The sequence below is a fragment of the Sulfuricaulis sp. genome, from assembly GCF_040901545.1.
GTDB lineage: Bacteria > Pseudomonadota > Gammaproteobacteria > Acidiferrobacterales > Sulfurifustaceae > Sulfuricaulis.
This window is the reverse complement of sequence record NZ_JBBDYL010000043.1, coordinates 45,321-66,413: the sequence shown is the minus strand read 5'-3', so window position 1 is coordinate 66,413 and position 21,093 is coordinate 45,321. Positions and strand designations below refer to the sequence as shown.

General features: G+C 59.8%; 25 protein-coding genes. 8 read left to right on the top strand and 17 right to left on the bottom strand.

What is annotated here, in order from left to right; genetic code table 11:
* Window positions 1-39: 39 nt before the first annotated feature.
* Window positions 40-981, top strand: a complete 942-nt coding sequence (locus WD823_RS08125; protein ID WP_368428988.1) for a prenyltransferase — start codon at window positions 40-42, stop codon at window positions 979-981.
* A 168-nt stretch (window positions 982-1,149) separates the two neighbouring features.
* On the opposite strand, the gene WD823_RS08120 is transcribed toward WD823_RS08125, so the two are convergent.
* The 4 genes from WD823_RS08120 to WD823_RS08105 form a co-directional block, all read right to left on the bottom strand.
* Window positions 1,150-1,581 carry a hypothetical protein gene (locus tag WD823_RS08120; protein WP_368428987.1) on the bottom strand — a complete coding sequence of 144 codons (432 nt, stop codon included), beginning with the start codon at window positions 1,579-1,581 and terminating at the stop codon, window positions 1,150-1,152.
* Between the two features lie 59 nt (window positions 1,582-1,640).
* The gene (locus WD823_RS08115; protein WP_368428986.1) at window positions 1,641-1,811 is read right to left on the bottom strand and encodes a hypothetical protein; all 171 of its coding nucleotides are present in this window, start codon (window positions 1,809-1,811) and stop codon (window positions 1,641-1,643) included.
* A gap of 96 nt (window positions 1,812-1,907) precedes the next feature.
* Window positions 1,908-2,552, bottom strand: a complete 645-nt coding sequence (locus tag WD823_RS08110; RefSeq protein WP_368428985.1) for a hypothetical protein — start codon at window positions 2,550-2,552, stop codon at window positions 1,908-1,910.
* 740 nt (window positions 2,553-3,292) lie between these two features.
* A complete protein-coding gene (locus WD823_RS08105; RefSeq protein ID WP_368428984.1) occupies window positions 3,293-3,685 on the bottom strand; it encodes a hypothetical protein in 393 nt (130 codons plus the stop codon).
* 372 nt (window positions 3,686-4,057) lie between these two features.
* Between WD823_RS08105 and WD823_RS08100 the strand changes: the two genes are divergently transcribed.
* Window positions 4,058-5,005 (top strand): transposase, encoded by a 948-nt coding sequence (locus WD823_RS08100; protein WP_368428983.1) that lies wholly within the window; start codon window positions 4,058-4,060, stop codon window positions 5,003-5,005.
* Window positions 5,006-5,153: 148 nt separating this feature from the next.
* On the opposite strand, the gene WD823_RS08095 is transcribed toward WD823_RS08100, so the two are convergent.
* Window positions 5,154-5,708 carry a hypothetical protein gene (locus tag WD823_RS08095; protein WP_368428982.1) on the bottom strand — a complete coding sequence of 185 codons (555 nt, stop codon included), beginning with the start codon at window positions 5,706-5,708 and terminating at the stop codon, window positions 5,154-5,156.
* 39 nt (window positions 5,709-5,747) lie between these two features.
* The gene (locus WD823_RS08090; RefSeq protein ID WP_368428981.1) at window positions 5,748-7,817 is read right to left on the bottom strand and encodes a redoxin domain-containing protein; all 2,070 of its coding nucleotides are present in this window, start codon (window positions 7,815-7,817) and stop codon (window positions 5,748-5,750) included.
* Here WD823_RS08090 and WD823_RS08085 point away from each other — a divergent pair.
* Window positions 7,812-8,198: a hypothetical protein gene (locus tag WD823_RS08085; protein ID WP_368428980.1), complete on the top strand. Its 387-nt coding sequence runs from the start codon at window positions 7,812-7,814 to the stop codon at window positions 8,196-8,198. The two genes, WD823_RS08090 and WD823_RS08085, sit on opposite strands and share 6 nt — an antisense overlap.
* 14 nt (window positions 8,199-8,212) lie before the next feature.
* Here the strand turns inward: WD823_RS08085 and WD823_RS08080 are convergent, their stop codons facing one another.
* The 3 genes from WD823_RS08080 to WD823_RS08070 all read right to left on the bottom strand — a co-directional run bounded on the left by WD823_RS08080 (window position 8,213) and on the right by WD823_RS08070 (window position 11,717).
* Entirely contained in the window at window positions 8,213-10,603 is a 2,391-nt protein-coding gene (locus WD823_RS08080) for a hypothetical protein (RefSeq protein ID WP_368428979.1), read from the bottom strand.
* Between the two features lie 166 nt (window positions 10,604-10,769).
* Window positions 10,770-10,940, bottom strand: a complete 171-nt coding sequence (locus WD823_RS08075; RefSeq protein ID WP_368428978.1) for a hypothetical protein — start codon at window positions 10,938-10,940, stop codon at window positions 10,770-10,772.
* Between the two features lie 96 nt (window positions 10,941-11,036).
* Complete coding sequence (locus WD823_RS08070) at window positions 11,037-11,717, bottom strand: transposase (protein WP_368428977.1); 681 nt, start codon at window positions 11,715-11,717, stop codon at window positions 11,037-11,039.
* A gap of 334 nt (window positions 11,718-12,051) precedes the next feature.
* Here WD823_RS08070 and WD823_RS08065 point away from each other — a divergent pair, with 334 nt between their 5' ends.
* Together WD823_RS08065 and WD823_RS08060 are read left to right on the top strand one after the other, a co-directional pair.
* Complete coding sequence (locus WD823_RS08065; RefSeq protein WP_368428976.1) at window positions 12,052-12,303, top strand: type II toxin-antitoxin system Phd/YefM family antitoxin; 252 nt, start codon at window positions 12,052-12,054, stop codon at window positions 12,301-12,303.
* Entirely contained in the window at window positions 12,300-12,563 is a 264-nt protein-coding gene (locus tag WD823_RS08060; RefSeq protein ID WP_368428975.1) for a Txe/YoeB family addiction module toxin, read from the top strand. The genes WD823_RS08065 and WD823_RS08060 overlap by 4 nt, the downstream gene beginning before the upstream one ends.
* Window positions 12,564-12,601: 38 nt before the next feature.
* Here WD823_RS08060 and WD823_RS08055 read toward each other — a convergent pair whose 3' ends face one another.
* From WD823_RS08055 to WD823_RS08040, 4 genes are all read right to left on the bottom strand, one after another.
* Window positions 12,602-12,949, bottom strand: a complete 348-nt coding sequence (locus WD823_RS08055; protein ID WP_368428974.1) for an RDD family protein — start codon at window positions 12,947-12,949, stop codon at window positions 12,602-12,604.
* Window positions 12,950-13,262: 313 nt separating this feature from the next.
* On the bottom strand, window positions 13,263-13,601 hold the full coding sequence (locus tag WD823_RS08050) for a hypothetical protein (protein ID WP_368428973.1): 339 nt from the start codon (window positions 13,599-13,601) through the stop codon (window positions 13,263-13,265).
* Window positions 13,598-14,896: a sulfite oxidase gene (locus WD823_RS08045; RefSeq protein WP_368428972.1), complete on the bottom strand. Its 1,299-nt coding sequence runs from the start codon at window positions 14,894-14,896 to the stop codon at window positions 13,598-13,600. Before WD823_RS08045 ends, WD823_RS08050 begins: the two co-directional genes overlap by 4 nt.
* Window positions 14,897-15,048: 152 nt before the next feature.
* Window positions 15,049-15,477, bottom strand: a complete 429-nt coding sequence (locus tag WD823_RS08040; RefSeq protein ID WP_368428971.1) for an RDD family protein — start codon at window positions 15,475-15,477, stop codon at window positions 15,049-15,051.
* A 310-nt stretch (window positions 15,478-15,787) separates the two neighbouring features.
* On the opposite strand from WD823_RS08040, the gene WD823_RS08035 reads away from it, so the two are divergent.
* From WD823_RS08035 to WD823_RS08025, 3 genes are read left to right on the top strand one after another with little or no spacing between them, the layout of a single operon-like run.
* Window positions 15,788-17,788, top strand: coding sequence for a heme lyase CcmF/NrfE family subunit (locus WD823_RS08035; protein ID WP_368428970.1), 2,001 nt, complete (start codon window positions 15,788-15,790; stop codon window positions 17,786-17,788).
* Window positions 17,789-17,795: 7 nt separating this feature from the next.
* Window positions 17,796-18,245 carry a cytochrome c-type biogenesis protein CcmH gene (locus WD823_RS08030; RefSeq protein ID WP_368428969.1) on the top strand — a complete coding sequence of 150 codons (450 nt, stop codon included), beginning with the start codon at window positions 17,796-17,798 and terminating at the stop codon, window positions 18,243-18,245.
* Window positions 18,242-19,120, top strand: coding sequence for a tetratricopeptide repeat protein (locus WD823_RS08025; protein WP_368428968.1), 879 nt, complete (start codon window positions 18,242-18,244; stop codon window positions 19,118-19,120). The genes WD823_RS08030 and WD823_RS08025 overlap by 4 nt, the downstream gene beginning before the upstream one ends.
* Before the next feature lie 97 nt (window positions 19,121-19,217).
* Here WD823_RS08025 and WD823_RS08020 read toward each other — a convergent pair whose 3' ends face one another.
* From WD823_RS08020 to WD823_RS08005, 4 genes are read right to left on the bottom strand one after another with little or no spacing between them, the layout of a single operon-like run.
* Window positions 19,218-19,742, bottom strand: coding sequence for a DsbE family thiol:disulfide interchange protein (locus WD823_RS08020; RefSeq protein WP_368428967.1), 525 nt, complete (start codon window positions 19,740-19,742; stop codon window positions 19,218-19,220).
* Complete coding sequence (gene ccmE / locus WD823_RS08015; RefSeq protein WP_368428966.1) at window positions 19,739-20,197, bottom strand: cytochrome c maturation protein CcmE; 459 nt, start codon at window positions 20,195-20,197, stop codon at window positions 19,739-19,741. Before ccmE ends, WD823_RS08020 begins: the two co-directional genes overlap by 4 nt.
* Complete coding sequence (gene ccmD / locus WD823_RS08010) at window positions 20,194-20,364, bottom strand: heme exporter protein CcmD (protein ID WP_368428965.1); 171 nt, start codon at window positions 20,362-20,364, stop codon at window positions 20,194-20,196. The genes ccmE and ccmD overlap by 4 nt, the downstream gene beginning before the upstream one ends.
* On the bottom strand, window positions 20,361-21,092 hold the full coding sequence (locus WD823_RS08005) for a heme ABC transporter permease (RefSeq protein WP_368428964.1): 732 nt from the start codon (window positions 21,090-21,092) through the stop codon (window positions 20,361-20,363). Before WD823_RS08005 ends, ccmD begins: the two co-directional genes overlap by 4 nt.
* Window position 21,093 lies beyond the last annotated feature (1 nt).

Here is a 21,093-nt window from a genome sequence, read left to right as displayed (position 1 = left end):
CGAAAATTCCGCGGTTACCCGAAAACAGAGACCTGAACGATGCAACCAGCCGAACCGACCCTGGCGGCCCTGCCTAACGCGGTGCAACGCTACTTCCTGGCGACCCGACCGGCGTTTCTGAGTGTAACCCTGTTCAGCTCGCTGATCGGGTTGGGCACCGCACACGCCAGCGGCATTGCGATCGCCTGGCCAACGGCGCTCGTGACCCTCGTCTTCGCCCTGCTGGCCCACGCCGGGGTAAACGTCCTGAATGACTATTACGATGCCCTGAACGGCACCGATGAAATGAATACCGAACGTGTGTTTCCCTACACCGGCGGCAGTCGCTTTATTCAGAACGGCGTGCTTACGGCTGCCCAGACGCTGCGTTTTGGTGTCGCCTTGTTCGCCGCCGTCATGCTCGCCGGAATATGGCTGGCCGCGGTCTCCGGAAGCGGCCTGTTGGTAATCGGCCTGGCGGGGCTCGTGATCGGCTGGGGTTACTCGGCCGCGCCGCTCAAGCTCAACAGCTGCGGGGCCGGGGAGCTGTGTGTCATGGCCGGGTTCGCCCTGATCGTGATCGGCACCGATTATGTGCAGCGGCACGCGTTCGCGACGATGCCGGTCGTGGCTTCGGTGTCGTACGCGTTGCTCGTTACCAACGTTCTCTATATGAATCAGTTCCCCGACCGCAAGGCCGATGCCGCCGCCGGCAAGCGCCATTGGGTGGTGCGTCTGGCGCCGGAACAGGCGCGGTGGGGCTATGTCATGATCGCATTGGCCGCCAACGCCTGGTTGATCGGCGCGGTGCTCGCTGGCGCGCTGCCGGTGCTGGCGCTGATCGCCCTGGCAGCCGCGATACCCAGTGCTCAAGCCGCGGTGGATTTGTTCCGCTATGCGACCCAGCCGCGCGCGCTCACGGCCGCAATTCGCCGTACCATCGTGGCGGCCTTGCTGCACGGCCTGTTGCTTGCGGGCGCGTTGTTTTTATCTAGTGTATAAAGCGTAACCACCAACCCCTTGAGAGTTATTTCCGCACTAGATGATGTGGGCAATACGTAGCGGGGTACGCGGGCCATGGATAGCTCCGTTGTCGTTATTCTGGCGGCAACTATACCCGGTCAGTCTGTTTCAATCGAGTCTGACCCTATTGGTCGCTGAAGGAATTTCCTATCCTTTCCCTATCTGGAAGGCACCGACGGCATCGCGCTCGACGCCGCGGGCAACATCTGGAACTCGGCCAACGAGCGCAACGCCATTGTGGTCCTCACGCGGCAAGGCGGGGTTGTGGAAGTGTTTCGCAACCCGCTGAATATGGCGGGTCTGCGCAATTCCGCCGACGCCTCGGTGGGGAACAGCCACATCCTCGAGTTTCCGAGCAGCCCGGTGCTCCTGGACAAGATCTTCTGCACGAACGATAAACGATAGGAAAATCAATCCGGCGCCGATTTCGCCGTGCCGCGCCCGCGCGCCGGCAGCAAGCGCGAAAGCGCTCGCAGCGTGCGCATATTCGGTGTTATGTCCATGCGGGCTGCCCCTCCCCGGCAGACGACCGCGATCCGGGCGGGTCGTGAGCGGGATCAGCGGTCGATTACCGAGCAATCTATTCCAACGGCGAGATCACAGCAAGCCCTTTCCCGCCCCTTGGCTATCGCAAGGGGTTAGGCGATGTCGGGAACCGGGTGATAGGTCAACGGCAAGTTGGCATGCCGGGGCCAACTCGCGGCACCCAGCGGCGGACTGCGCTCGGTGGCGAGCGGCGCCCACCATCCAAGGTGCTCGAGGATACGCCGGATGACGCCCGCATCCTCGATCACCGCCATGACCCGCATCGGCCCTTTGCACTTGGGACACTGCAGCGGATCGGCCTCGTAGACCTTGCGGATCAGCCGCGCCCAGGCAGCCCTTGCGCGAACGCCTTAAGATGGTTAGGCGCGTCGCTTGAACATCTGGCGTGCCGCTTCCCGATAGAAGCGCCCAACCTGCCTGTATTCGCTGTGACAGGACTTGTACACGATGTACGGCTGCGGGCTCCAGACTGTCGCACCGAATGTTGCAGCGGCGTCCGCGCTTCCCGGCGACCGGTCAATGTCCCAATGGAGCACGTAGTCAACGCTGAATGTTTGCCCGTTGACGGCTTCCAGATTCAGCGGCAAAACGTGCCTCGACAGGGGAACATGCTCGACACTGTACTCGTAGTCAACCTTTAGGTATTCGAGGTGGTATGGGACATTTGATAGGACTGTTTCTGCCTCGCCGGGCATCTGGCTTCGGATCACACGGGAGCTCCAGAGATAGGCAAGGCCGATCTCGTCGGACGAGAACCATCCACCCTCAAGGCCGCTAACTAGCGCCCACACGAAGCCCTCGAAGTCCAGCCCGATCTCCGTCACGGTCGCCGGTTGTGTCATCTGTATGGAGGCATGAACTGCAAGCCATCCCCCGGAAGACGTATAGCCGTTGTAATCATTGACGGAGTCCGTAAGGCTGAAATAAGGCAGGCCCCCGATCATGGTAGGCGCAAGATAGAACTCGAGCGGCGTAGGCAGCAGCGCGCTCCACGGGCCGCGCATGTGCTCTTTCTGCTCCGTGCAAATTTGACGCAGACACTCCAAGATCGTTACGGTGCGGAATCGGCATGCTGGAAGGATCGTCCCGAGCGGAGGAGTCCATCCGCCCGGCATATTCGGTCGGATGTAGTCACTTTTGCTTAGAATGCTCCTGCGCGTTGGCTGTGGTGCCGCCTTGTTGGTCGCGCTTGCCCACATTCTCTTCGCTTCAGCGGAACGGCCCGCAAGCAGCTTGCGCTGTGCCGCCATCAACCTCTTTGCCGCCGGGCCCGCAGGGAACATCTGCGCTCGGATCTTGCTCGGCGCTGGCTTGTGCCGAATCGGCTTGATCGCCGAAAGAGGAAGATTCTGCGATTTGATTCCTTGCGATCCTCGCTTAATCGCCGAGAAGGCCTTGGAGCCACGATCTCGTTTAGCCATTGCACACCCCCTTGGTATTAGGACATTGGCTTGCTCGAGCTAACTGCAGGTCGAATATGAAGAGTGAAATGCAATAAACGATAGGAAAATCAATCCGGCCGTGGTCCCGCCGCGCCGCGCCCGCGCGTCGGGAGCACCTGCGAAAATGCTCGCACACTGCGCATAAGGGGCCTTATGTTCATGCCTGCTTCCTCCTCCCCACGAAAAAACCGCAATCGAAGCCGGCATCAGCGCTGAATACTGGAAAATCTACGCCAAGCACCAGAACGAAGCAAGCTCTTTCCCGCGCCTTGGCTGTCTCCAGGGGGCTTATTTACGCCAGCTCATGCAATGTCGGGAACCGGGTGATAGGTCAGCGGCAGGCTGACATGCCGCGGCCAACTCGCGGCAGCGGGTGGCGGACTGCGCTCGGTGGCGAGCGGCGTCCACAATCCCAAGTGCTCGAGGATGCGCCGGATCACGCCCGGATCTTCGATCAGCGCAATCACCCGCATCGGGCCCTTGCACTTGGGGCACTGCAGCGGATCGGCCTCGTAGACCTTGCGGATCAGCCGCGCCCAGGCAGCCCTTGCGCGAAGGGTGTTTTCCGAGCTTAGAGCCCCATTTTCAAGCTCAGAAAGGCCTCTATAAGGGCGTCTGGATTCCTGCAAGGCAAAGCTTTCGCTAGCGGGAGCAACCTCCCGTCCCTTCACTCTCTCGCCAAGCTCGTGTTTCACCGCTTGAACAAAGGAGGCGCTCTCGACGGCGACCGAGTGTGACCAGCAGTCGTCGCGTGCGGCGGCCCCGCAAGCGAGCGCGTTGGCCGAAAGTAGCGGTTGGCGCGTGGCATGCTGTTCTGAATCCTTAGAAGGCGCTTTTTGATCTCAAAAAGTGGCTTCTAAGCACTCAAGAGACTCGTTTTTCAGTCTCTAATCTCACTGAATCAACGCGTTGCCGTGGTCCGACCCCGTTCTTGCTTGAGCCGTCAATCTGCGCCCGCGACCGGAGCCGAACCATGAAGCAAGGTGGAGTCTAAGGAGTCTAGAGTCTAAGCGACATAAACGCTATTCTCAGACGGCCCGGCGCGGGGGGGGGCCGACCCGAGCCCGATGCTACAGGTGGAGACGCCCATTCATTATCCGACGGACAGCTCCTTGCTCGTCGACGGCATCCGCGTGGTCACGCGCACGCTGAAGCGGATCCAAACGGTGATCGGCCGGGGCCGCCGCGCCGTGCGCAATCGGCTGCGCCGCGCCGTGCGCCGGACCTTTGAGATCAAGGCCTTCGCCCGGAGCCCTAAAACCCGTGAGGGCTTGGTGCGCAGCTATCGGCGCTTGCTGGCGACGACGCGTGCCGTGCTCCGCGACGCCGACCGGATGACCCGCCGCGTGGGGCAACGGCTGCGCACGGTCGATGACCAGACACGGCGGCGACTCCGGCGCCTGCAGGCGCAGGTCCAGACGGTCCGCCCCTTGCTGCGGCGCGTCATGGCCCAGACGCGGGCGCGCGTGCTCGGCGGCGACACGCACGTGCCGGACAAGGTCATGAGTCTGTTCGAGCCGCACACCGAGGGGATTCGCAAAGGCAAGATCGTCAAGCCAACGGAATTCGGGAAACTGGTCACGATTCAAGAGGCCGAACACCAAATCGTCACCGCGTACACCGTGCACGCCGAACGCCCCGCCGATTCGACGCTGTGGACGCCTGCCCTCGCGGCCCACGTGCAGACCTTTGGGCGGGCGCCGGATCTGGCCGCGGCCGACCGCGGGTTCGCCTCGACGGCCAACGAGCAGGCAGCGCTCGACCGCGGCGTGCGGCGCGTCATCTTGCCCCGGCCCGGTCCCAAGTCGCCGGCGCGGCGCGCCCACGAACGGCAACGCTGGTTTCGGCGCGGGCAGCGGTGGCGCGTCGGCTGTGAAGGCCGGATCAGCGTGTTGAAGCGCCGACATGGCTTGCAGCGGTGCCTCTACCATGGACACGACGGCATGGAGCGCTGGGTCGGCCTCGGGGTGATCGCCGGGAATCTGCTGACCATCGGCACCGCGGCGCCACCGTAGTCGTGGCGGCACGCGTCGTAGGGCTTCTCCTCGACGCGGTGGACCACAAAGACGCCGCGGCGAGGGAGCGCCGGCCGGCCGCTGGAACCTGAATGCATGCGTGACACTTACGAAACCGAATTTTTCACCGGAAAGTAACTAGGGGGGGCTAGGGGCAGGGCTCTTTCCTGGAGCGTTGCGCCCTCACGCTGTCAATCCACGGTGATTCGAGCACCCACCCTGCTGGCTTTTTCTCGACTCCGATTATTCTCTCCGGCGCCGCTGACCATTCGACATTCTGCGGGCCGCGCCCCCAGGCACGCGCCTTCATGACGACCGTGCCCGTCCAGTCGATCTTGTTGAGCCTGTCTATGTCGGTGAGGGGGCGCGGGTGAGATTCGAATGTGACGTCCAGATACCGCTCCGAGTGATTGACCGCGCGGCCCACTACCGGCCCGCCCGACGGCCCGCCTCCGCCGATGGGCTCGAACACTGGATAGTGTGTCACGTACTGGTTGCCGCACGAGTTGAAGTAAGCGCCGAGTTGCTCGCGCGTCGCCGCGATGGCCGCGCGGTCGGCCGGTGGCTGATTCCGCATACCACCTCCGCTCACACCCGGCGGGGGTTTGCGCGTGGTGTCGCCTTGCGGGTCGATGAGATAAGCAATCACCGCTATCAGCCCGATCGCGATAACGACGGCCACAAGCAGTTTGAGGATTTTCATGTCCAATCGCCTCGGTTGCTGAACGGGTTCTATCCGGACCTACGAATGGTTCAGAAGGTGTTGGGCGTATCTCGGAAACACGTGCTCCTCCAAGCCGCCCTCTATCGATTCGAGGATGGCCTTGAAGATCCTGCGATCGCGAGTCACGAAGAAAGTCGCCCACGATTTGGGACTCCCAATCCACTCAGTCTGAACGGATTCGGTGCCTCGCAGCACAGGATACGTCGTCCCGTGTCTGGCGATAGCTCGCTGCACATCCGCATCGCTGTCGAACAGATTGATCCCGACGACCTCAAGACCGGGGGTGCGATGGGTTTGCGCGATCGAGTTCAGCACTCTTCCTGCCCAGGCGGCGGTTTCCGCGGTGAAGAAGTTCACGATGAGCGGCCGACCCTCGAAGCTCGCCGGCGTGACCGTCCTCCCCTGAAGATCGAGCAGCGCGAAGCCGGGAGAGGCGGGAAGCTGCCGTGACTCGATGGCGGCTGCCCGGGGCGCGGATTCAGCGAGCGCCTGAGTGACGGCCTGCTCCACGCGGCGCCATGAAGCGTCGTCGCGGTCGAGACCGAGGTACACGAACCGGCCGTGGCGCGTGACAAGATAGTTGCCGGGAGTGTCTCCCGGCGTTTCCCGCAGGATCTCCCGTTTAAACTCGGCCTGATCATTCAAGCCGATCGGCCAGGTGATACCGTGACGTCGCAGATACTCGGGGATGGCCGCGACAGACTCTCGAGTGTCGTCGGAGACGCCGAGTATGACGAGCCCTCGCTCGCGGTAGCGCTCGTACAGACTGACGAGACGTGGGCTTTCGGCCGCAGAGAAGCCGCAGCTCGTGCGCCACCAGTTGATCAACACGACCTTGCCCGCGTAGTCGGCGAGCCGGATTAAAGCGTTGTCCGTGGCCGACGGGAGGGTGAAATCAGTTGCTGGTTCAAGGCCCGTGGCAATTGGCGCCGCCTCGTCGGGAGCCGCCGAGCGCTCGGGTAGTGTGGGAGACGCGCGAGGAGCCCAGAGATTCACGACCATGATGTCGTTGGTAGGATCGAAGTCCGGCTTCGATTGCCGAAGACCAAAGACAACTGTCTCGATCTTTCCATCATAGTCGAGCGGCATCTTGACGGTCTTGCTGGCATCCGGCGCCAGGGCGGGAATCTCGCGCTCAGCGAGAACTTTCTCGCCGTCGCGCATCTCCAGGTGCGCGGGCCGGGATGTGCCCTCCCCGAGATTCGCAATCGTGATGTCGAACTCGACCACGCCTGGTTCCGGCGCCGCGACCGGCAGGTCTAGATCGTTCGCTAACACGGCCAGATCGTGCTGGTCGTGATTTACGACTTTCTTCTCCATGCTCTCGAGAACCTCTTCCGCGGAAGACGCGAAGGCGAAGTGCTCGCTCCACTGGGTGCGCACGGAGAGACGGAACTCGCTGGTCGTCCTGTAGCTCCCGCCGTTGGAGTGCCAGCTGCGGATACCGAGGCGATTCACGGCGGGTGGCCCGCTCGAGGTTTGCACGCGGCTCGGATGGATCCGGAACAGATACCGCCCTTGCGGAACTGTTCTGGGGAAGACCTTTATCCATTCGTCATTGAGCGTCACCAGGACATCGTGCGGACGGTAATACGATCGAGCGCTAGTCAGTCCGAAATTCAGCGTCAGCCAGGTATCGGTGACATTGCCGGCGAGCGACGGGATCAGAATGGGTACCGTGTCGGGCAGGCGCAGAAGCCAGAGGGCGTCGGGACCATGATCGCTGCGGCCGATGAACGTGATCCGCAAGTCGTTGCCGCTGGTCGCGAGCGTTGGCCACGACGGGTCGCGTGCCTGCATGGTTTCGGCCTCGGACCAACGAGTGCCGCTCGAATGGCGAAGCTGTACAACTCCGTTCGACACGTACGCCAGATGCGTTGCACCGTCCGCTGTGCGGGCGAGCGACGGTCGCGCACCCCGGTCGATAGCGGTTCCATCGACCAGGACCTGGCCATTGCGCTCCGATGCGATCGTCGCGCGGCCACCACCGTCGAGGATGAGAGCAGGCTGGAAATAGGGTTCCCGCCGTAGACGCTCGAAGCCCGTGTCGTTGAGCTTCCAGAGGCCCTCCGTGGTCGCCGCATGCAACGGAGTACCCGGACCGAACGCGATCGCCGCTTCACGCCCAGGGAGCGCGATCTCATCGCTCCACGAGTAGTGATCGTGCACCCGCACGACGAACTCGCCGGAGCGACTCCACGCGACCGCTGTCCTCCCGGCCTCGGCGGTAAGGCGTGGCCAGCGACCGGAACCAAGCATCATCGGCTCCACGATTGGAGCGCCTCGGCGATCGAAGGCAGCGTAGACGATCTCATCCTCTACGCCGTGCCAGGCAAAGCACACTCTGTCGCCGGCGTGCCAGCTCGCCGGTGTCGCGCTCGAATCGGCGGCGTCACCCTCGACGCACGCGGCAAACGCTCCGTTGTGCGCTCTCGTGAAGCCGGCTCGACGTTGCAGCGCCTCGAGTAAGCCGGTTCGAATGTTCAATATCCCTCCACGATTCTCACGTTCGACCAGTCAAACCCGTCGTAGACGGGGTGCGTTCTAAGCTCGTCGAGGAAGTCCTCAAGGATTTGTTTGGAACGGGGATTGTCCACAACCCATTCCAGTCCGTTCAAGTCGTTTTCCCTGACGAACTCGAGCTGCTTCTGGAACTGCTCCTTCCTCTGAAGGAGTTTTTCCGGATTTACGTCTTCGAGCACTGTGTTCAACGGGCCGGAGGCAAGATCACTCGGATCGCTCGGATACGGATCCAACAGCGATCCCGGCTCGCTGTCGGCGGGTTTATCGAGGTAGCTCCGCGACTTCGCATCGACGACGACGCCCCCCGGTGTGATGTCGTCCAGCTCGATCCCGGTGCCGTCGCGAAGTTTCCCTCGGAAGGAGAAGCCATGACCGGTCCCCGCTCCTTCATACGCACTCCCTCTGCTCACCCCCCGGCGCTTGGGTAGGAGGTCAGCGTCGTTCAGCTTCGGGAATTTCGTTTTCAGGGCAGCAACTTCTTTCTGCCACCCGGCAGGGTACTCGGTCGGTTGTTTCAGGTGCGGAGGCTTCGGCGTTGGTCTGCCACTGCGCTCGACCGCTTCCTTGATCCCCTTTGCAAGGGCGTCCTTGCCGAGCTCTTTCGCGATCTTACGGCTCGCCCTCACTCCGAGCTTCGTGACCGTGGCGCCGGCGCCAAGAACCGGAAGAATCGCAGCGGTCGCCCACTTGGCGTTGTCCATGTCTCCTTCGATGACATAGAGGCCCGCATTCAGTGAATCTGGTGCTGCGCCGAGAACGGGAAAAAGGCCGGCGAGGTCCAGCCCCAGGTGAACCCACCAGAGCTCTTCCGCCCATTGCATTAACGCGTCCTCACGCATTTTGGTAATTTCGTCCCAGGCGTAAGTGGCCAAGTCTACCGCCGGCCCCAGCGCACTCAGGCCGAGAATGTCGAGGAGGATGTTCGGCCTGTTGGTGCAGTACCAATCAGCGGTGGATGACGTGTGTGCCGAGCCCGTGCGAACACCAAGCAGGCGCATTCCCGGAGGCGCACGGAAATCCAGCGCAAACAGCATGTGTTGCCCGGCAGACGCGCATTCTATCTCCGCCTTCAGGGATCTGAATTCCAGGTACAGCACCGGTGTCGCAACCAGCTGGATGCTCTCGCCCCGCTTCAGGTACGCGTGGTTGACGGTGGGCTGTAGTCGCAGATCGGCGTCATCGGGCTCGACGACGCGAATGGCGAGATCACCGATAGTCTCACCATCGTTTCGAATCTCGATAGTCTTGGCCAGCGTGCGCGGATCTTCACTGACGACGCGCAAAGACAATTTCAACGGCGGGCGCGGCACCCTTACCCGCACCGTCGCGAATGTTCCTGAAGCCTCGACGGGAATGTCGTACGTCTCGCGCGTCGCGTCTGGTGCGGTAACTGCCAGCTCCAGTTTCAGTGTTCCGCCGGGTTGCAGCTGCGCGGGATCGTCGATGGAACCGGGTCCAACGATGTCGGCGGGGAGATCTTCCCAGAACTGAAGCGCCCTCGCTCCAACACTGATCGCTGTGGCTGAGCGATTCTTGAGCATGAGCGAAACCCGCTGGTCGTAGTCGCGCGCGACGATAGTCTCGAAGCTCGGGGGATCGAACATGAGACCAGGCTGTACCTCGAAGGTGCGAAGGCCGCTGCGGGACACGACGTCCGCGATCGCCTCTTCGACCATGTACTCGTACCGCCGGCCAATCTTGAGCGGACCGATGGGGGCTACGACAGGATCATCACCACTGGCTGGAACATTCCTGAATTCTTCCCGCCCGCTCTCGCGCCACATGACGCGCGCGGCACCGTGTCCCGACGTGCGCCACCTGACCCAGGTGTCCGTGCCATGAACGACGGCGCCATCAGCTGGCTCGATCTCCGTCACCGAGGTGGCGAAGACTGGTTCCACCTCGATGCGATCAGGCTGTCTCTCGATTACCGGCGGCGGCGCGCTCGGCTCAATCGGCGCGATGTGCGGCGGTCGTGTTGGCTCAATCGGCGCGATGTTCGGCAGATCGGTAGCGTTCGGTCTCGGCCAGCGGCCGAACTTTCGGAGTGCGTAGCGCGTGGCGAGTGTGGCGGTGAAGCCGACGATGGACGCGAAAAGCAGCGCGAATCCGAGCACATATAGAACGAGGGATTTCTGGAGGCCGATCGCGGCTAGAATGATCGAGATTACAAAAACGACCGAGTACACGCCCAGGAGAAGGCGGAATCGCGATGGTGTCATGCTGACTCTCTTGAGAACACGGATAGGAAAAAACGGATAGGAAAAACGGATAGGAAAATCAATCCGATCAATCCGGCGCCGATTTCGCTGCGCCGCGCCCGCGCGCCGGGAGCCAGTGCGAAAGCGCACGCACAGTGCGCATAATCGGTGTTAAGTTCATGCGGGCTGCCCCTCCCCGGCAGACGACCGCGATCCGGGCGGGTCGTGAGCGGGATCAGCGGTCGATTACCGAGCAATCTATTCCAACGGCGAGATCACAGCAAGCCCTTTCCCGCCCCTTGGCTATCGCAAGGGGTTAGGCGATGTCGGGAACCGGGTGATAGGTGAGCGGCAAGTTGGCATGTTGGGGCCAACTCGCGGCAGCGGGTGGCGGACTGCGCTCGGTGGCGAGCGGCGTCCACAATCCCAAGTGCTCGAGGATGCGCCGGATCACGCCCGGATCTTCGATCAGCGCAATCACCCGCATCGGGCCCTTGCACTTGGGGCACTGCAGCGGATCGGCCTCGTAAACCTGGCGGGAAATGTGCGGGAAATGGGACGCTACCCTTTATTCGTCCACTCTTTATTCGTCATCAGCCATCTTCGGTCGTCCTCGTGGCCGGTACTGTAACAGGCGTCCCGCTCGTTTCTCCAGTTGCTGGATGAACTTCTCCGAACCGCAGGGCAATCCCTTGTCGGCGTTACGCCTCAACACCTGCATGGCTTCCGGCGCATCGCCCTCGGCCAGCCTAGCGGACCAGCGGCCGATGCTGCCGAACTGCTTGCGCCAGAACGATTTCTGGGTCAGCACCGTGTCTGGTCGCAGTCCACAGTGCCCACCGGCGCTGGACCAGCGATAATTTTCGGCTTTTCGCACCATCTTGGCGCGGACGGGATTGCGCTCCACGTACCGCACCGCCGCCCACAGATAGGGTTCGTCCAAGGGCGAGGAGAAAAACCGTCCTTGCCACAGGTGCCCTTTCCATCCCCGCGCCTGGTTGATGCGCTGGGCATAGCGCATGTGCAAAGGCTTGAGTACGCGCTCGAGGCCGTGATCCGTCTCGGGCACGACGACCAAGTGAATGTGATTGGTCATGAGGCAGTAGGCCAACACGTCAACACGGTGTTGCTGGCAATACTCTTTTAACCAGTCCAGATAAGCCGTACGGTCCGCGTCGGTGAAGAACACCTTTTCGCGTCGGTTGCCGCGCTGCGTCACGTGATGGGGGACGCGAGCGAAGACGGTGCGGGCCAGCCGGGGCATGAATAGAATCTACCACGGCGAACACCTGAGATAAAGGGTAGCGTCCCCTTATTCAATTCACTTATTCACGCCCTTAATCACGAGACTCTCGACTACGTCAGTCCGGTGCGGTATGAAGTGCAGACTGTTGTTCCTTAACCATGTGTCCGTGGAAACGGGTACGCCTCACCTTGTCCCCAACCACCGGTCATGCCACGTGAGTTTGTCGCGGTTGGACATGATCCGCACCGGATCTCTCCCGCGTCAGGATCAAAGTATAAACACGATGTTTGTGCAGGCGCTGAAAACCGTGCTAGGATAAGTATGTTCAATGATCTGTACAGGTTCCAGTTCCATGAAAACGCTTACTTACACTGCCATCCGCAATAACCTCGCCAAGGCGATCGACGAGGTTAACGAGGATCACGCGCCCATCATCATCACGCGCCAGAAAGGCGCCTCCGCCGTACTGGTATCCATGGAGGATTACGAATCGTGGCAGGAGACGGCCTATCTGGCGCGCAGTCCGGCGATGCGACGCCGCCTGAGGAACGCGCTGAAGCAGATCGAAAGCGGAAAGGGGAAGAAACGGCGACTGATTAAATGAAGCCGGTCGTATGGGCGGATGAGGCGTGGGAAGATTATCTCTGGTGGCAGGCCAAGGACCCCAGGGTCCACAAGCGTCTCAACCGTTTAATCGAGGCTATCGCGAAGGATGCTTTCCATGGCATTGGCAAGCCCGAACCCTTGAAGCACGAATTGGCCGGTTATTGGTCGCGTCGTATAACGGAAGAACACCGATTGGTTTACAAGGTCGTCCAAGGAAAAATATTTATCTTGGCATGCCGATACCATTACGGAAAATAAAGCCCCAACCAGAGTTAAAATAATATGGACTTGGGGAGCTATTGGTTTTTAGGCAATAAAATTATTTTCGTCCCCGACCACCGGTCATGCCAGGCGAGTTTGTCCTGATTGAAGAGTATCCAGAGGAAACCCAGGCCGAGGCAGAGCAAGGAAATCCACGCCAAAGCGAAGCGCTTAACAGCGATGGCCCAACCGATCGGAGCGCCGTTTTGTGCGACCAGTTTCAGGCGCCAGGCGCGCATGCCGAGCGTTTGTCCGCCACGGATCCAGAAGCCGGCGTAGAATAAGAAACAAATGGCGAGCAGATAGAGCTGGTACAGCGTTTTGACGAACAGGACGGGCTTGTCACTAGCTGTCAGCCAGACGTAGGGGTAACTGAGCATCATTAATAAGGCAAGACCTGACCCTATTTCTGCGCTATGCCGCGCAGCCGCGCGCGCTCACGGCTGCGATTCGCCGTACCATCGCGGCGGCTTTGCTGCACGGCCTGTTGGTTTCGTTCGCGTTGTTCTTTGCCGTGGGAGGTAGGTAATCTTCGTTCCGGGGAAATGGGGCCCGTGAGCTGACCCGGCTTTCCCATCCGACACCACCAACCGGAATTGTCAACCTTCAAAAGTGTCCGTTAGCGCCAGGTTGGCTCAAACCACCGTTGTTCAATTCGGTCGTACTTAAACGTAAAACGCAAAGTTGTCGGTGCGCTTAACGTGACAACGGCGCCACAGGCGGTCGCAGAGGAGCGGCGGCCGGTGGCACACCGTAGTGGGTGCTCAGGTAATCTAGGATCTCGTTTTCAAATGGCTCAAGCGGCCACAGCCCTTGGGTTTTCTGCATCCAGCGGATTGAGTCGATCCAACCCGCGCGGGTTTTGCCGGATTGCGTAATGAGGCGCGCGGAGTGGCAGGCAGTGCAAAACTGCTTGACGATCGCGAAGCCATTGTCGATTACCAGCCCGGTTTGTGGGTCCACGGGTTTGTCCGCGGCGGCGACTTGCACCACGATCAGGGCAGCGGTCAACGCCGCCGCCCAACGAGCCCTCACACCACGCGCACCGCGATGCGGTGCATGGCGTTGCTGCCGTATCCGCCGGCGTTCCATCCGGGGGTGACCATCGGCTGCATCTTGCCGGTATTGTCGGTAGCGCGCGCCCAGATTTCGTAATAGCCCTTCTGCGAAAACTTCAGATCGGCTGAGAAGCGTTGCGGGCCGGACGGATTACGTGCTGATTTCAATTGCGTGGCGACCCAGGTCTGTCCAAAGTTGTACGACACATGAACCTCCTGGACCTGCTTCTGTCCGGTCCACGCTTGACCGCGCACCGTCATTGGCTGACCGAACTCATGCTGGATGCCCGAACGCGGGAACGTAATCAGTGATTTCACCGGCATTTGTTCGAGGATGCAGTAGTTCTTGGATTCCTCGCCGGGCGCGATCGGCTCGCACGCTACGCGGTAGTCGGTTCCTCCCATCTTCGGGCCATCGTGGACTTTGTTGCGAATCGATATGCGCTGTAACCACTTGCCGGACACCGAACCCGGATAGCCGCCAACCACCAGGCGCAACGGGTAACCATGCAATATCGGCAGGTCCCCGCCGTTGACCGCCCACGCCAGCATCACGTCTCCTTGCCTTGCCTTGGTGATCGGCGCGCCGCGCGATATCACGGGCTTGCTGGTATCGCCGGAAAGATGCGCATCGGCGCTGTAATAAGCGAAGTAGACGGCGTCCTGCTTCACATCCACCGTCTTGAGCACATCGCGCAGCAGAACACCGGTCCACATTGGAAATCCGACGCCGCCGTACGTCCACTGATTGCCCTTCGCCGGCGGGTAGAAGCTGGCGCGGCCGTTACCGGCGCATTCGATCCAGAGATGTTGCGTCACGATGCGGAAGCGGTTCTTAAGTTCCGCTAACGTAAACTTTACTTCCTTCATCACTGACTCGCCGTCGATCGTCAGCGTCCAATTGGCGACATCTATCGACGCCCGGTCGGGTGGTAAGCCGTTATTGCGGGTGAACAATTGCTCGATCGGCGTGATGTCGTCATCGAGCAAATGCGCCGGTGTCTCCATGACCAGAGGCTTGTCGCCGAGGACAACCAGCTCATGGTTCTTGCCGATGGCGGAGAAATCCACCGCCCCCTGCGCCAGGGCAACCGGTATCAATCCATCTGGGAAAAAGCGCGCGAAAGGAACGTGCGCGCCGACCGCTGTTGAGATTGCGAACAACGAACTGCCTTTAAGAAATTTCCGGCGACTTGAGTTGGTTAGAGCTGCCGGTGGCGTGGGGTAGGTGACTTCCTTTTGCACCCGTCCGGGTAATAATTCCTTTCTCATACATCCTCCTCGGCATCAGTCGGAATGAGTACGCTAAATTGTCATTCTAACTTCGGACATCAAAACCATGTAATCACCGCCGGGTAATGTTGTCAATCCGAAGTTGCCAAGGGTAAATTGACCAACAGGTTAATGATGTTTAGACGGTCTTCTTAGGTTCTTGGCAACAAGATCAACCTCGTCCCCGACCACCGGTCATGCCAGGCGAGTTTGTCCTGATTGAAGAGTATCCAGAGGAAACCCAGGCCGAGGCAGAGCAAGGAAATCCACGCCAAAGCGAAGCGCTTAACAGCGATGGCCCAACCGATCGGAGCGCCGTTTTGTGCGACCAGTTTCAGGCGCCAGGCGCGCATGCCGAGCGTTTGTCCGCCACGGATCCAGAAGCCGGCGTAGAATAAGAAACAAATGGCGAGCAGATAGAGCTGGTACAGCGTTTTGACGAACAGGACGGGCTTGTCACTAGCTGTCAGCCAGACGTAGGGGTAACTGAGCATCATTAATAAGGCCAGCAACAGCAGGCCATCGTAGGCCATAGCGCCAAGGCGGCGCAAAAACCCGGGGGGTGGGAAATCGGTCGTCATGTCCCTTTTTATTAGTAATTTTCCCGTCCGATTTGTTTAAAAAATATTCAATATGACAGCCGCGCGGTACGTCTACCACATCGGAGCCGTTCCATGTCATTTGCACACAAACTTATGCACAAAATCTGTGAGTAGATTGACGGCCATCAAGTTTTCCAGCCTACTAGTCTGGCAAAATCACCATAGCAGTACCGGAAGTGTCACCCGACTCTATACGAATGCACTGCTATAGGATAACCTGATAACTCTTATTGATGACGAAGATATGACAGCTTGCCTCCGTTGAATTTCTCCCGGGAGTTGAATTTAAGTGCTGGCCAGTAACCTTTCGCTGAATCTGGTCGAACTCGGACACTTCTGCGCCTATCTCGCCATGATGGTGGCGCTGCTACAGGGGGTGTCCCCGATCGCGGCGCATTACCTGCGGCAACCGCGGCTCGCCCAGTTAAGCGTGAACGCAAGTGCGGCGGTATTCCTGCTGACGACAATCGGCGGGCTCAGTCTGATACACGCCTTTGTAACCAGCAATTTCTCGGTGCAATACGTCGCGACTAATTCCAACTCCCTGCTGCCTATTTTCTATAAGGTCGCAGCCCTGTGGGGAGGGCACGAAGGCTCACTTTATCTCTGGGTGTGGATACTCACCTTATATACGTTGATTGTCGGATGGCGCGGGCGCAGGCAGTATCCGGAGCACCTGCCCCCGATACTCGCCGTCCAAGGATGGTTAATAGTGGGTTTTTTCGGCCTGATCCTGTTTTTATCCAATCCCTTTGACCGCGTGTTCCCGGCGCCGCCGGACGGCAACGATCTTAATCCGTTACTGCAGGATCCGGGAATGGTATTTCACCCGCCATTGCTTTATCTGGGTTACGTCGGCTTTTCCGTCCCGTTTGCCTTTGCAATGACGGCGCTCCTTACGCGCTGGCGCAGCGAACTGTGGATCGGCCTCATACGGCGTTGGACACTGATCGCGTGGGGATTCCTCACGACGGGCATCCTCCTTGGGGGTTGGTGGGCTTATTATGAACTGGGCTGGGGCGGCTACTGGGCCTGGGACCCAGTGGAGAACGCTTCCTTCATGCCCTGGCTGTTGGGCACCGCGCTGGTGCATTCCATTACGGTGCAGGACCGCCGGCGCATGCTGCACACCTGGAACATCTTCCTCGTTATTTCGACCTTTTCCTTGTCGCTGCTCGGAACCTTTCTGGTGCGCTCCGGGGTGCTTTCGTCGGTGCACGCCTTTGCCGTGGATCCGGGTCGTGGCGCTTATATCCTGGCCTTCATGACAGTCGTGCTCGCGATCTCCTTCGGGATTTTCATGGTCAAGGGTCGTTACCAGCAGGCGGAAGAAGAGATTACTTCGTTGATGTCGCGCGAATCGCTGTTCGTCTGGAACAATGTCTTGTTCACGGTGGCATGTGGTAGCGTGTTGCTTGCCACGCTTTATCCATTGGCACTGGATGCCTTCAGTGGACAGAAAATTACCGTGGCAGCGCAATATTTCAATGCCGTCATGGTGCCGTTATTTCTCGCGCTGATGCTCTTGATGGCCGTGGGTCCGCTGGTCCCGTGGCGCAAGGCCAAGCTCGATCGATTGCGTTTGCGGCTCCTTTGGCCGTTTGTAATCGGAATCGCCACGGCCGTGTCGGTGATCCTGTTTTTCCCTCCGGTCCACTGGACCGGACCGGTGGCCGCCGGACTGGCGCTCTTCGCATTTTCCAATCTCGTCATCGACTATGCGCGTGCCGTCAGCCAGCGCCGCGTGCAATTGAAGGAGCCGTTGGGCCGCGCGTGCTACAAGACGGTGCTGGCTAGCCGGCGACATTACGGCGGAATGACCGTGCATTTCGGCATTGTCATTATCGCGCTCGGTTTGACCGGTTCAGGACTGTTCCGCACGGAGGCGACCGTTTCCATGGCGCCGGGTGACGTGGTTGAGATTGCCGGCGAGCGCCTGCGGTTTGAGGGGGTCAGGGAATTGCAGGGATCAAATTACCAGGCAATACAGGGACGCCTGACCTTGTTGAACAGCGGGCGCGTGCTGCTCCCGGAACGGCGCCGTTACATGCGCCAGGAAGCGCCCATGACAGAGACGAGCATTGACTCCACAATGGCACGGGATGTGTATGTGGTTTTGGCGGAATCCAGCGATCGAAACAAGTGGGCAGTGCACGTGTATGTCAATCCGCTGGTGCGGTTCATCTGGACGGGCGGTTTTATCATTCTATTGGGTATATTGCTTTCCCTGAGCGTTTACCGCCGTTCACGCGCCGAGAAAGTGGCGGCCGCCGCACGGCCCGCCGGATAAAGAAAAGATGCGATTCCTGATTTATCTGTTTTTTTTCGTGGCCATGCCGGTATTGGCGGCGCAGGTCTCGGAGGACCCGCTCGAGCGGCAAATGCTCGAAATCGCCAAGGATCTGCGTTGCACCGTTTGCCAGAACCAGCCGGTTTCCGAATCCAACGCCGACCTGGCGCAGGACATGCGCTCCATCATTCGTGAACAGATCAAGGCCGGGAAAACGCGCGGCGAAATCATGAATTATTTTGTCGAGCGTTATGGGGATTACGTGCTGATGAAGCCGCGCACAAGCGGGGCGGGTACGTTGATCTGGTTGGCGCCGGTCATACTGGTAATAGTCGTCGGTGCGTCCGGTTTTGCGTTTCTGCGACGCCGATTACGCCCGACACTGCCTCCGCCGCCACCGCTTTCCAAGCAGGATGCCGAGCGGGTACGCGCGGCCCGCCGCCAAGGCAAAACATGACTTGGTTCTACGTTTTTGCTGCGCTGATTGCATTGGTCACGGTCTGGTACGTGACACGTCCGCTCGCACGATCCATGGCGGACGACAACGGCGAGCGGCGCGATCAATTGGAGCAACTGCGGGAACGGCTGCTGGTGCAATTGAATGAACTCGATATCGAGGAAGGCGATCGCAACATTGACGCCAATGTTGTCGGTGACGAGCGCCGCCGCCTCGAAGCGCAACTCTCCAGCGCCCTGCGCGAACTGGAATCGCTGGGTGGCAAGAAGAAAAGGAAAAAAACCAAGCAGGATTCCCGCCGGGGATGGGCGGTCGGCCTGGCGACGCTGGGTATATTGTTGCCGCTGACTTCCGCCGGGCTTTATGCCTTGGGCCAGCGGGATACGCTTTCGTATCTGTACCGTCCGCAAACACAATCGAATCCTTCCGTGCCGCCCATGGCGCTGGAAATGGTTGCGCGGCTGGAGAAACGCCTGGCCGGGCAACCGAACGATGCCGCCGGATGGCACCAATTGGGCCGCGCGTTTTCGGTCATGGGCAATATGGATGGAGCCAACTCGGCCTATGATCGTGCTTATAAGCTCGATCCGAACAATCCGGAATTGGTATCGGAATATGCCGCGTTTATCTACCGGCAGAATCCGCAAAATACAACCGGGCGGGTTTTCACGCTCTACAGTAACCTGATAAAGCTCCAACCGGAAAATCAGAATGCCATGTGGTTTCTGGGTTTTGCGGCTTATCAGAATGGGGACTACAAGCAGGCGCTTGGCCAGTGGGAACGGTTGCTGATTGCCATGCCGCCGGGCAGCCAAGAGGCCGAACATTTGCGCCTCATCGTCAACAAGACGCGCGAGAAATTGGGGGAAAAATAACTTTGACGCGGTGGTACGTTCCGCGGGTTATCGATTATTACCGGCGGTACCGAGGCAAGACGAATTGATTTGATCTTGCCGCGCGAAAGCGCGGGGATTACAGGGAAATTTCTTTAATCAGCGGCAGAATTTTTTTATCGAGCGCTTCCGCGGAGATCGGGCCGATGTGCTTGTAGCGGATGACGCCCTGTTTATCGATCAGGAAAGTTTCCGGTACCCCGTAGACGCCGATATCAATCCCGAATCTTCCGTCCAGGTCCGCCAGGCTAAGTTCATACGGGTCGCCCAGCTCCGCGAGCCAACGCACGGCATCTTCACGCTTGTCCTTGTAGTTCAGGCCGATGATGGGGACGACTTTACGTTGCGCCAAATCGTTAAGTAACGGATGTTCTTGCCGGCAAGCGGCGCACCACGAGGCCCAGACATTGAGCAGGTAAACGCGCCCGAGCAAATCATCCCGGCTGACCCGCCGCGCCGGGTCGGCGACGGTGGGCAGCGAAAACGCCGGCAACGGTTTGCCGATCAGGGGCGAGGGAATCTTGCGCGGGTCGAGATTCAATCCATAGGCCAGCAGGGCGCCCAGGATGGCAAACATGACGAGCGGGACCGCGTATTTCTTCATGGGTTTTTCTTTGCATCACCTGGCGCGAACGAGCCGCCTTTGAGCGCCTGCGCGGCTTCCGGCGGCATGTATTTCTCATCGTGTTTGGCCAATACTTCGCTGGCAATAAAGCGGTTATCGCCCAGCATTTTTCCCTGCGCCACGACACCCTGCCCTTCGCGGAACAGGTCGGGCAGGATTCCTTCGTAATGAACCGGAAGCTTCTTATTGAGATCGGTGACGACAAAATCGACCTTCAGGCCATCGGGCGATCGCTGTACGGAGCCTTGTTCGACCAGGCCGCCGATGCGGATGGTTTTTCCGGGGGCGACGGTCACCTTGCCTTCCAGCAGCTCGGTCGGTGAATAAAAGAACACCAGGTTGCTGCGAAACGCGTTTAATACGAAAAGGCCGGCGACGGTCAGCCCGATGACACCGGTTACGATAATGGCCAGGCGCTTGTGTCTTGTTTTCATCGGGTTTGTCCCTTGATTCGAAAAAATTCACGCAACAACCGGTGTACCGATTTGCGGCGTCGCAGCGGCAGATAAAGATTGAAGATCAAAATCAGGGCGGCGAATGCATAAGCAGTCCAAACATAAAACCCGTAACCGCCCATGGAAAAAAATTCCGACCAATTCATGATTCGGGATCGAGTACGCGAGCAACCCAGGTAGTATGCCGCTCCCGCTCCAGGATTTCGTTGCGCATCCGCATCAGCGCCACCGTGAAAAAATAAAAGGTAAAGGCCAAGGACATCAACAGCAGCGGCGCGAGCATGCTTGGATGTATCGAGGGTGCGCCGATTTTCGAAACCGAGGCCGGCTGGTGCAGCGTGTTCCACCACTCCACCGAGAAGTGGATGACGGGAATGTTGACCACGCCCACCAGGGCGAGGATCGCGGCGGCGCGCGCCGCCCGCCGCGGGTCGTCGATGCTGGCCTGCAACGCCATGTAGCCGATATACAGGAAAAACAGGATAAGTTCCGAAGTCAGGCGCGCGTCCCACGCCCACCAGGTGCCCCACATCGGTTTGCCCCAGAGCGATCCCGTTGCCAGCGTAAGCAAGGTAAAGGAGGCGCCGATTGGCGCGCAATTGCTCGCGAATATTTCGGCCAGCTTGACGTTCCACACGAGCGCAACGGCGCCGGCGCCGGCCATCATCATGTATATGAACATCGACATCCACGCGGCGGGAACGTGGATGAACATGATGCGGTAACTCTCGCCTTGTTGATAATCCGCGGGGGCGACGAACAAGGCCAGATACAGGCCGGTTACCAGCAGCAGGGCGGTAATCATCGCGGCCCATGGCGTCAGTTGTCCGGCAAGCGTGTAGAAAAATTTCGGCGAGGCGTACTTGTGTTGCATG

Excerpts from the sequence above, each read along its gene's own strand:
- WD823_RS08125 (WP_368428988.1), top strand. The coding sequence starts at position 40 with ATGCAACCAGCCGAACCGACCCTGGCGGCCCTGCCTAACGCGGTGCAA.
- WD823_RS08115 (WP_368428986.1), bottom strand. The coding sequence starts at position 1,811 with ATGCGGGTCATGGCGGTGATCGAGGATGCGGGCGTCATCCGGCGTATC.
- WD823_RS08110 (WP_368428985.1), bottom strand. The coding sequence starts at position 2,552 with ATGCGCGGCCCGTGGAGCGCGCTGCTGCCTACGCCGCTCGAGTTCTAT.
- WD823_RS08100 (WP_368428983.1), top strand. The coding sequence starts at position 4,058 with ATGCTACAGGTGGAGACGCCCATTCATTATCCGACGGACAGCTCCTTG.
- WD823_RS08095 (WP_368428982.1), bottom strand. The coding sequence starts at position 5,708 with ATGAAAATCCTCAAACTGCTTGTGGCCGTCGTTATCGCGATCGGGCTG.
- WD823_RS08085 (WP_368428980.1), top strand. The coding sequence starts at position 7,812 with ATGCAACGGAGTACCCGGACCGAACGCGATCGCCGCTTCACGCCCAGG.
- WD823_RS08075 (WP_368428978.1), bottom strand. The coding sequence starts at position 10,940 with ATGCGGGTGATTGCGCTGATCGAAGATCCGGGCGTGATCCGGCGCATC.
- WD823_RS08070 (WP_368428977.1), bottom strand. The coding sequence starts at position 11,717 with ATGCCCCGGCTGGCCCGCACCGTCTTCGCTCGCGTCCCCCATCACGTG.
- WD823_RS08065 (WP_368428976.1), top strand. The coding sequence starts at position 12,052 with ATGAAAACGCTTACTTACACTGCCATCCGCAATAACCTCGCCAAGGCG.
- WD823_RS08060 (WP_368428975.1), top strand. The coding sequence starts at position 12,300 with ATGAAGCCGGTCGTATGGGCGGATGAGGCGTGGGAAGATTATCTCTGG.
- WD823_RS08055 (WP_368428974.1), bottom strand. The coding sequence starts at position 12,949 with ATGATGCTCAGTTACCCCTACGTCTGGCTGACAGCTAGTGACAAGCCC.
- WD823_RS08045 (WP_368428972.1), bottom strand. The coding sequence starts at position 14,896 with ATGAGAAAGGAATTATTACCCGGACGGGTGCAAAAGGAAGTCACCTAC.
- WD823_RS08040 (WP_368428971.1), bottom strand. The coding sequence starts at position 15,477 with ATGACGACCGATTTCCCACCCCCCGGGTTTTTGCGCCGCCTTGGCGCT.
- WD823_RS08030 (WP_368428969.1), top strand. The coding sequence starts at position 17,796 with ATGCGATTCCTGATTTATCTGTTTTTTTTCGTGGCCATGCCGGTATTG.
- WD823_RS08025 (WP_368428968.1), top strand. The coding sequence starts at position 18,242 with ATGACTTGGTTCTACGTTTTTGCTGCGCTGATTGCATTGGTCACGGTC.
- WD823_RS08020 (WP_368428967.1), bottom strand. The coding sequence starts at position 19,742 with ATGAAGAAATACGCGGTCCCGCTCGTCATGTTTGCCATCCTGGGCGCC.
- ccmE (WP_368428966.1), bottom strand. The coding sequence starts at position 20,197 with ATGAAAACAAGACACAAGCGCCTGGCCATTATCGTAACCGGTGTCATC.
- ccmD (WP_368428965.1), bottom strand. The coding sequence starts at position 20,364 with ATGAATTGGTCGGAATTTTTTTCCATGGGCGGTTACGGGTTTTATGTT.
- WD823_RS08005 (WP_368428964.1), bottom strand. The coding sequence starts at position 21,092 with ATGCAACACAAGTACGCCTCGCCGAAATTTTTCTACACGCTTGCCGGA.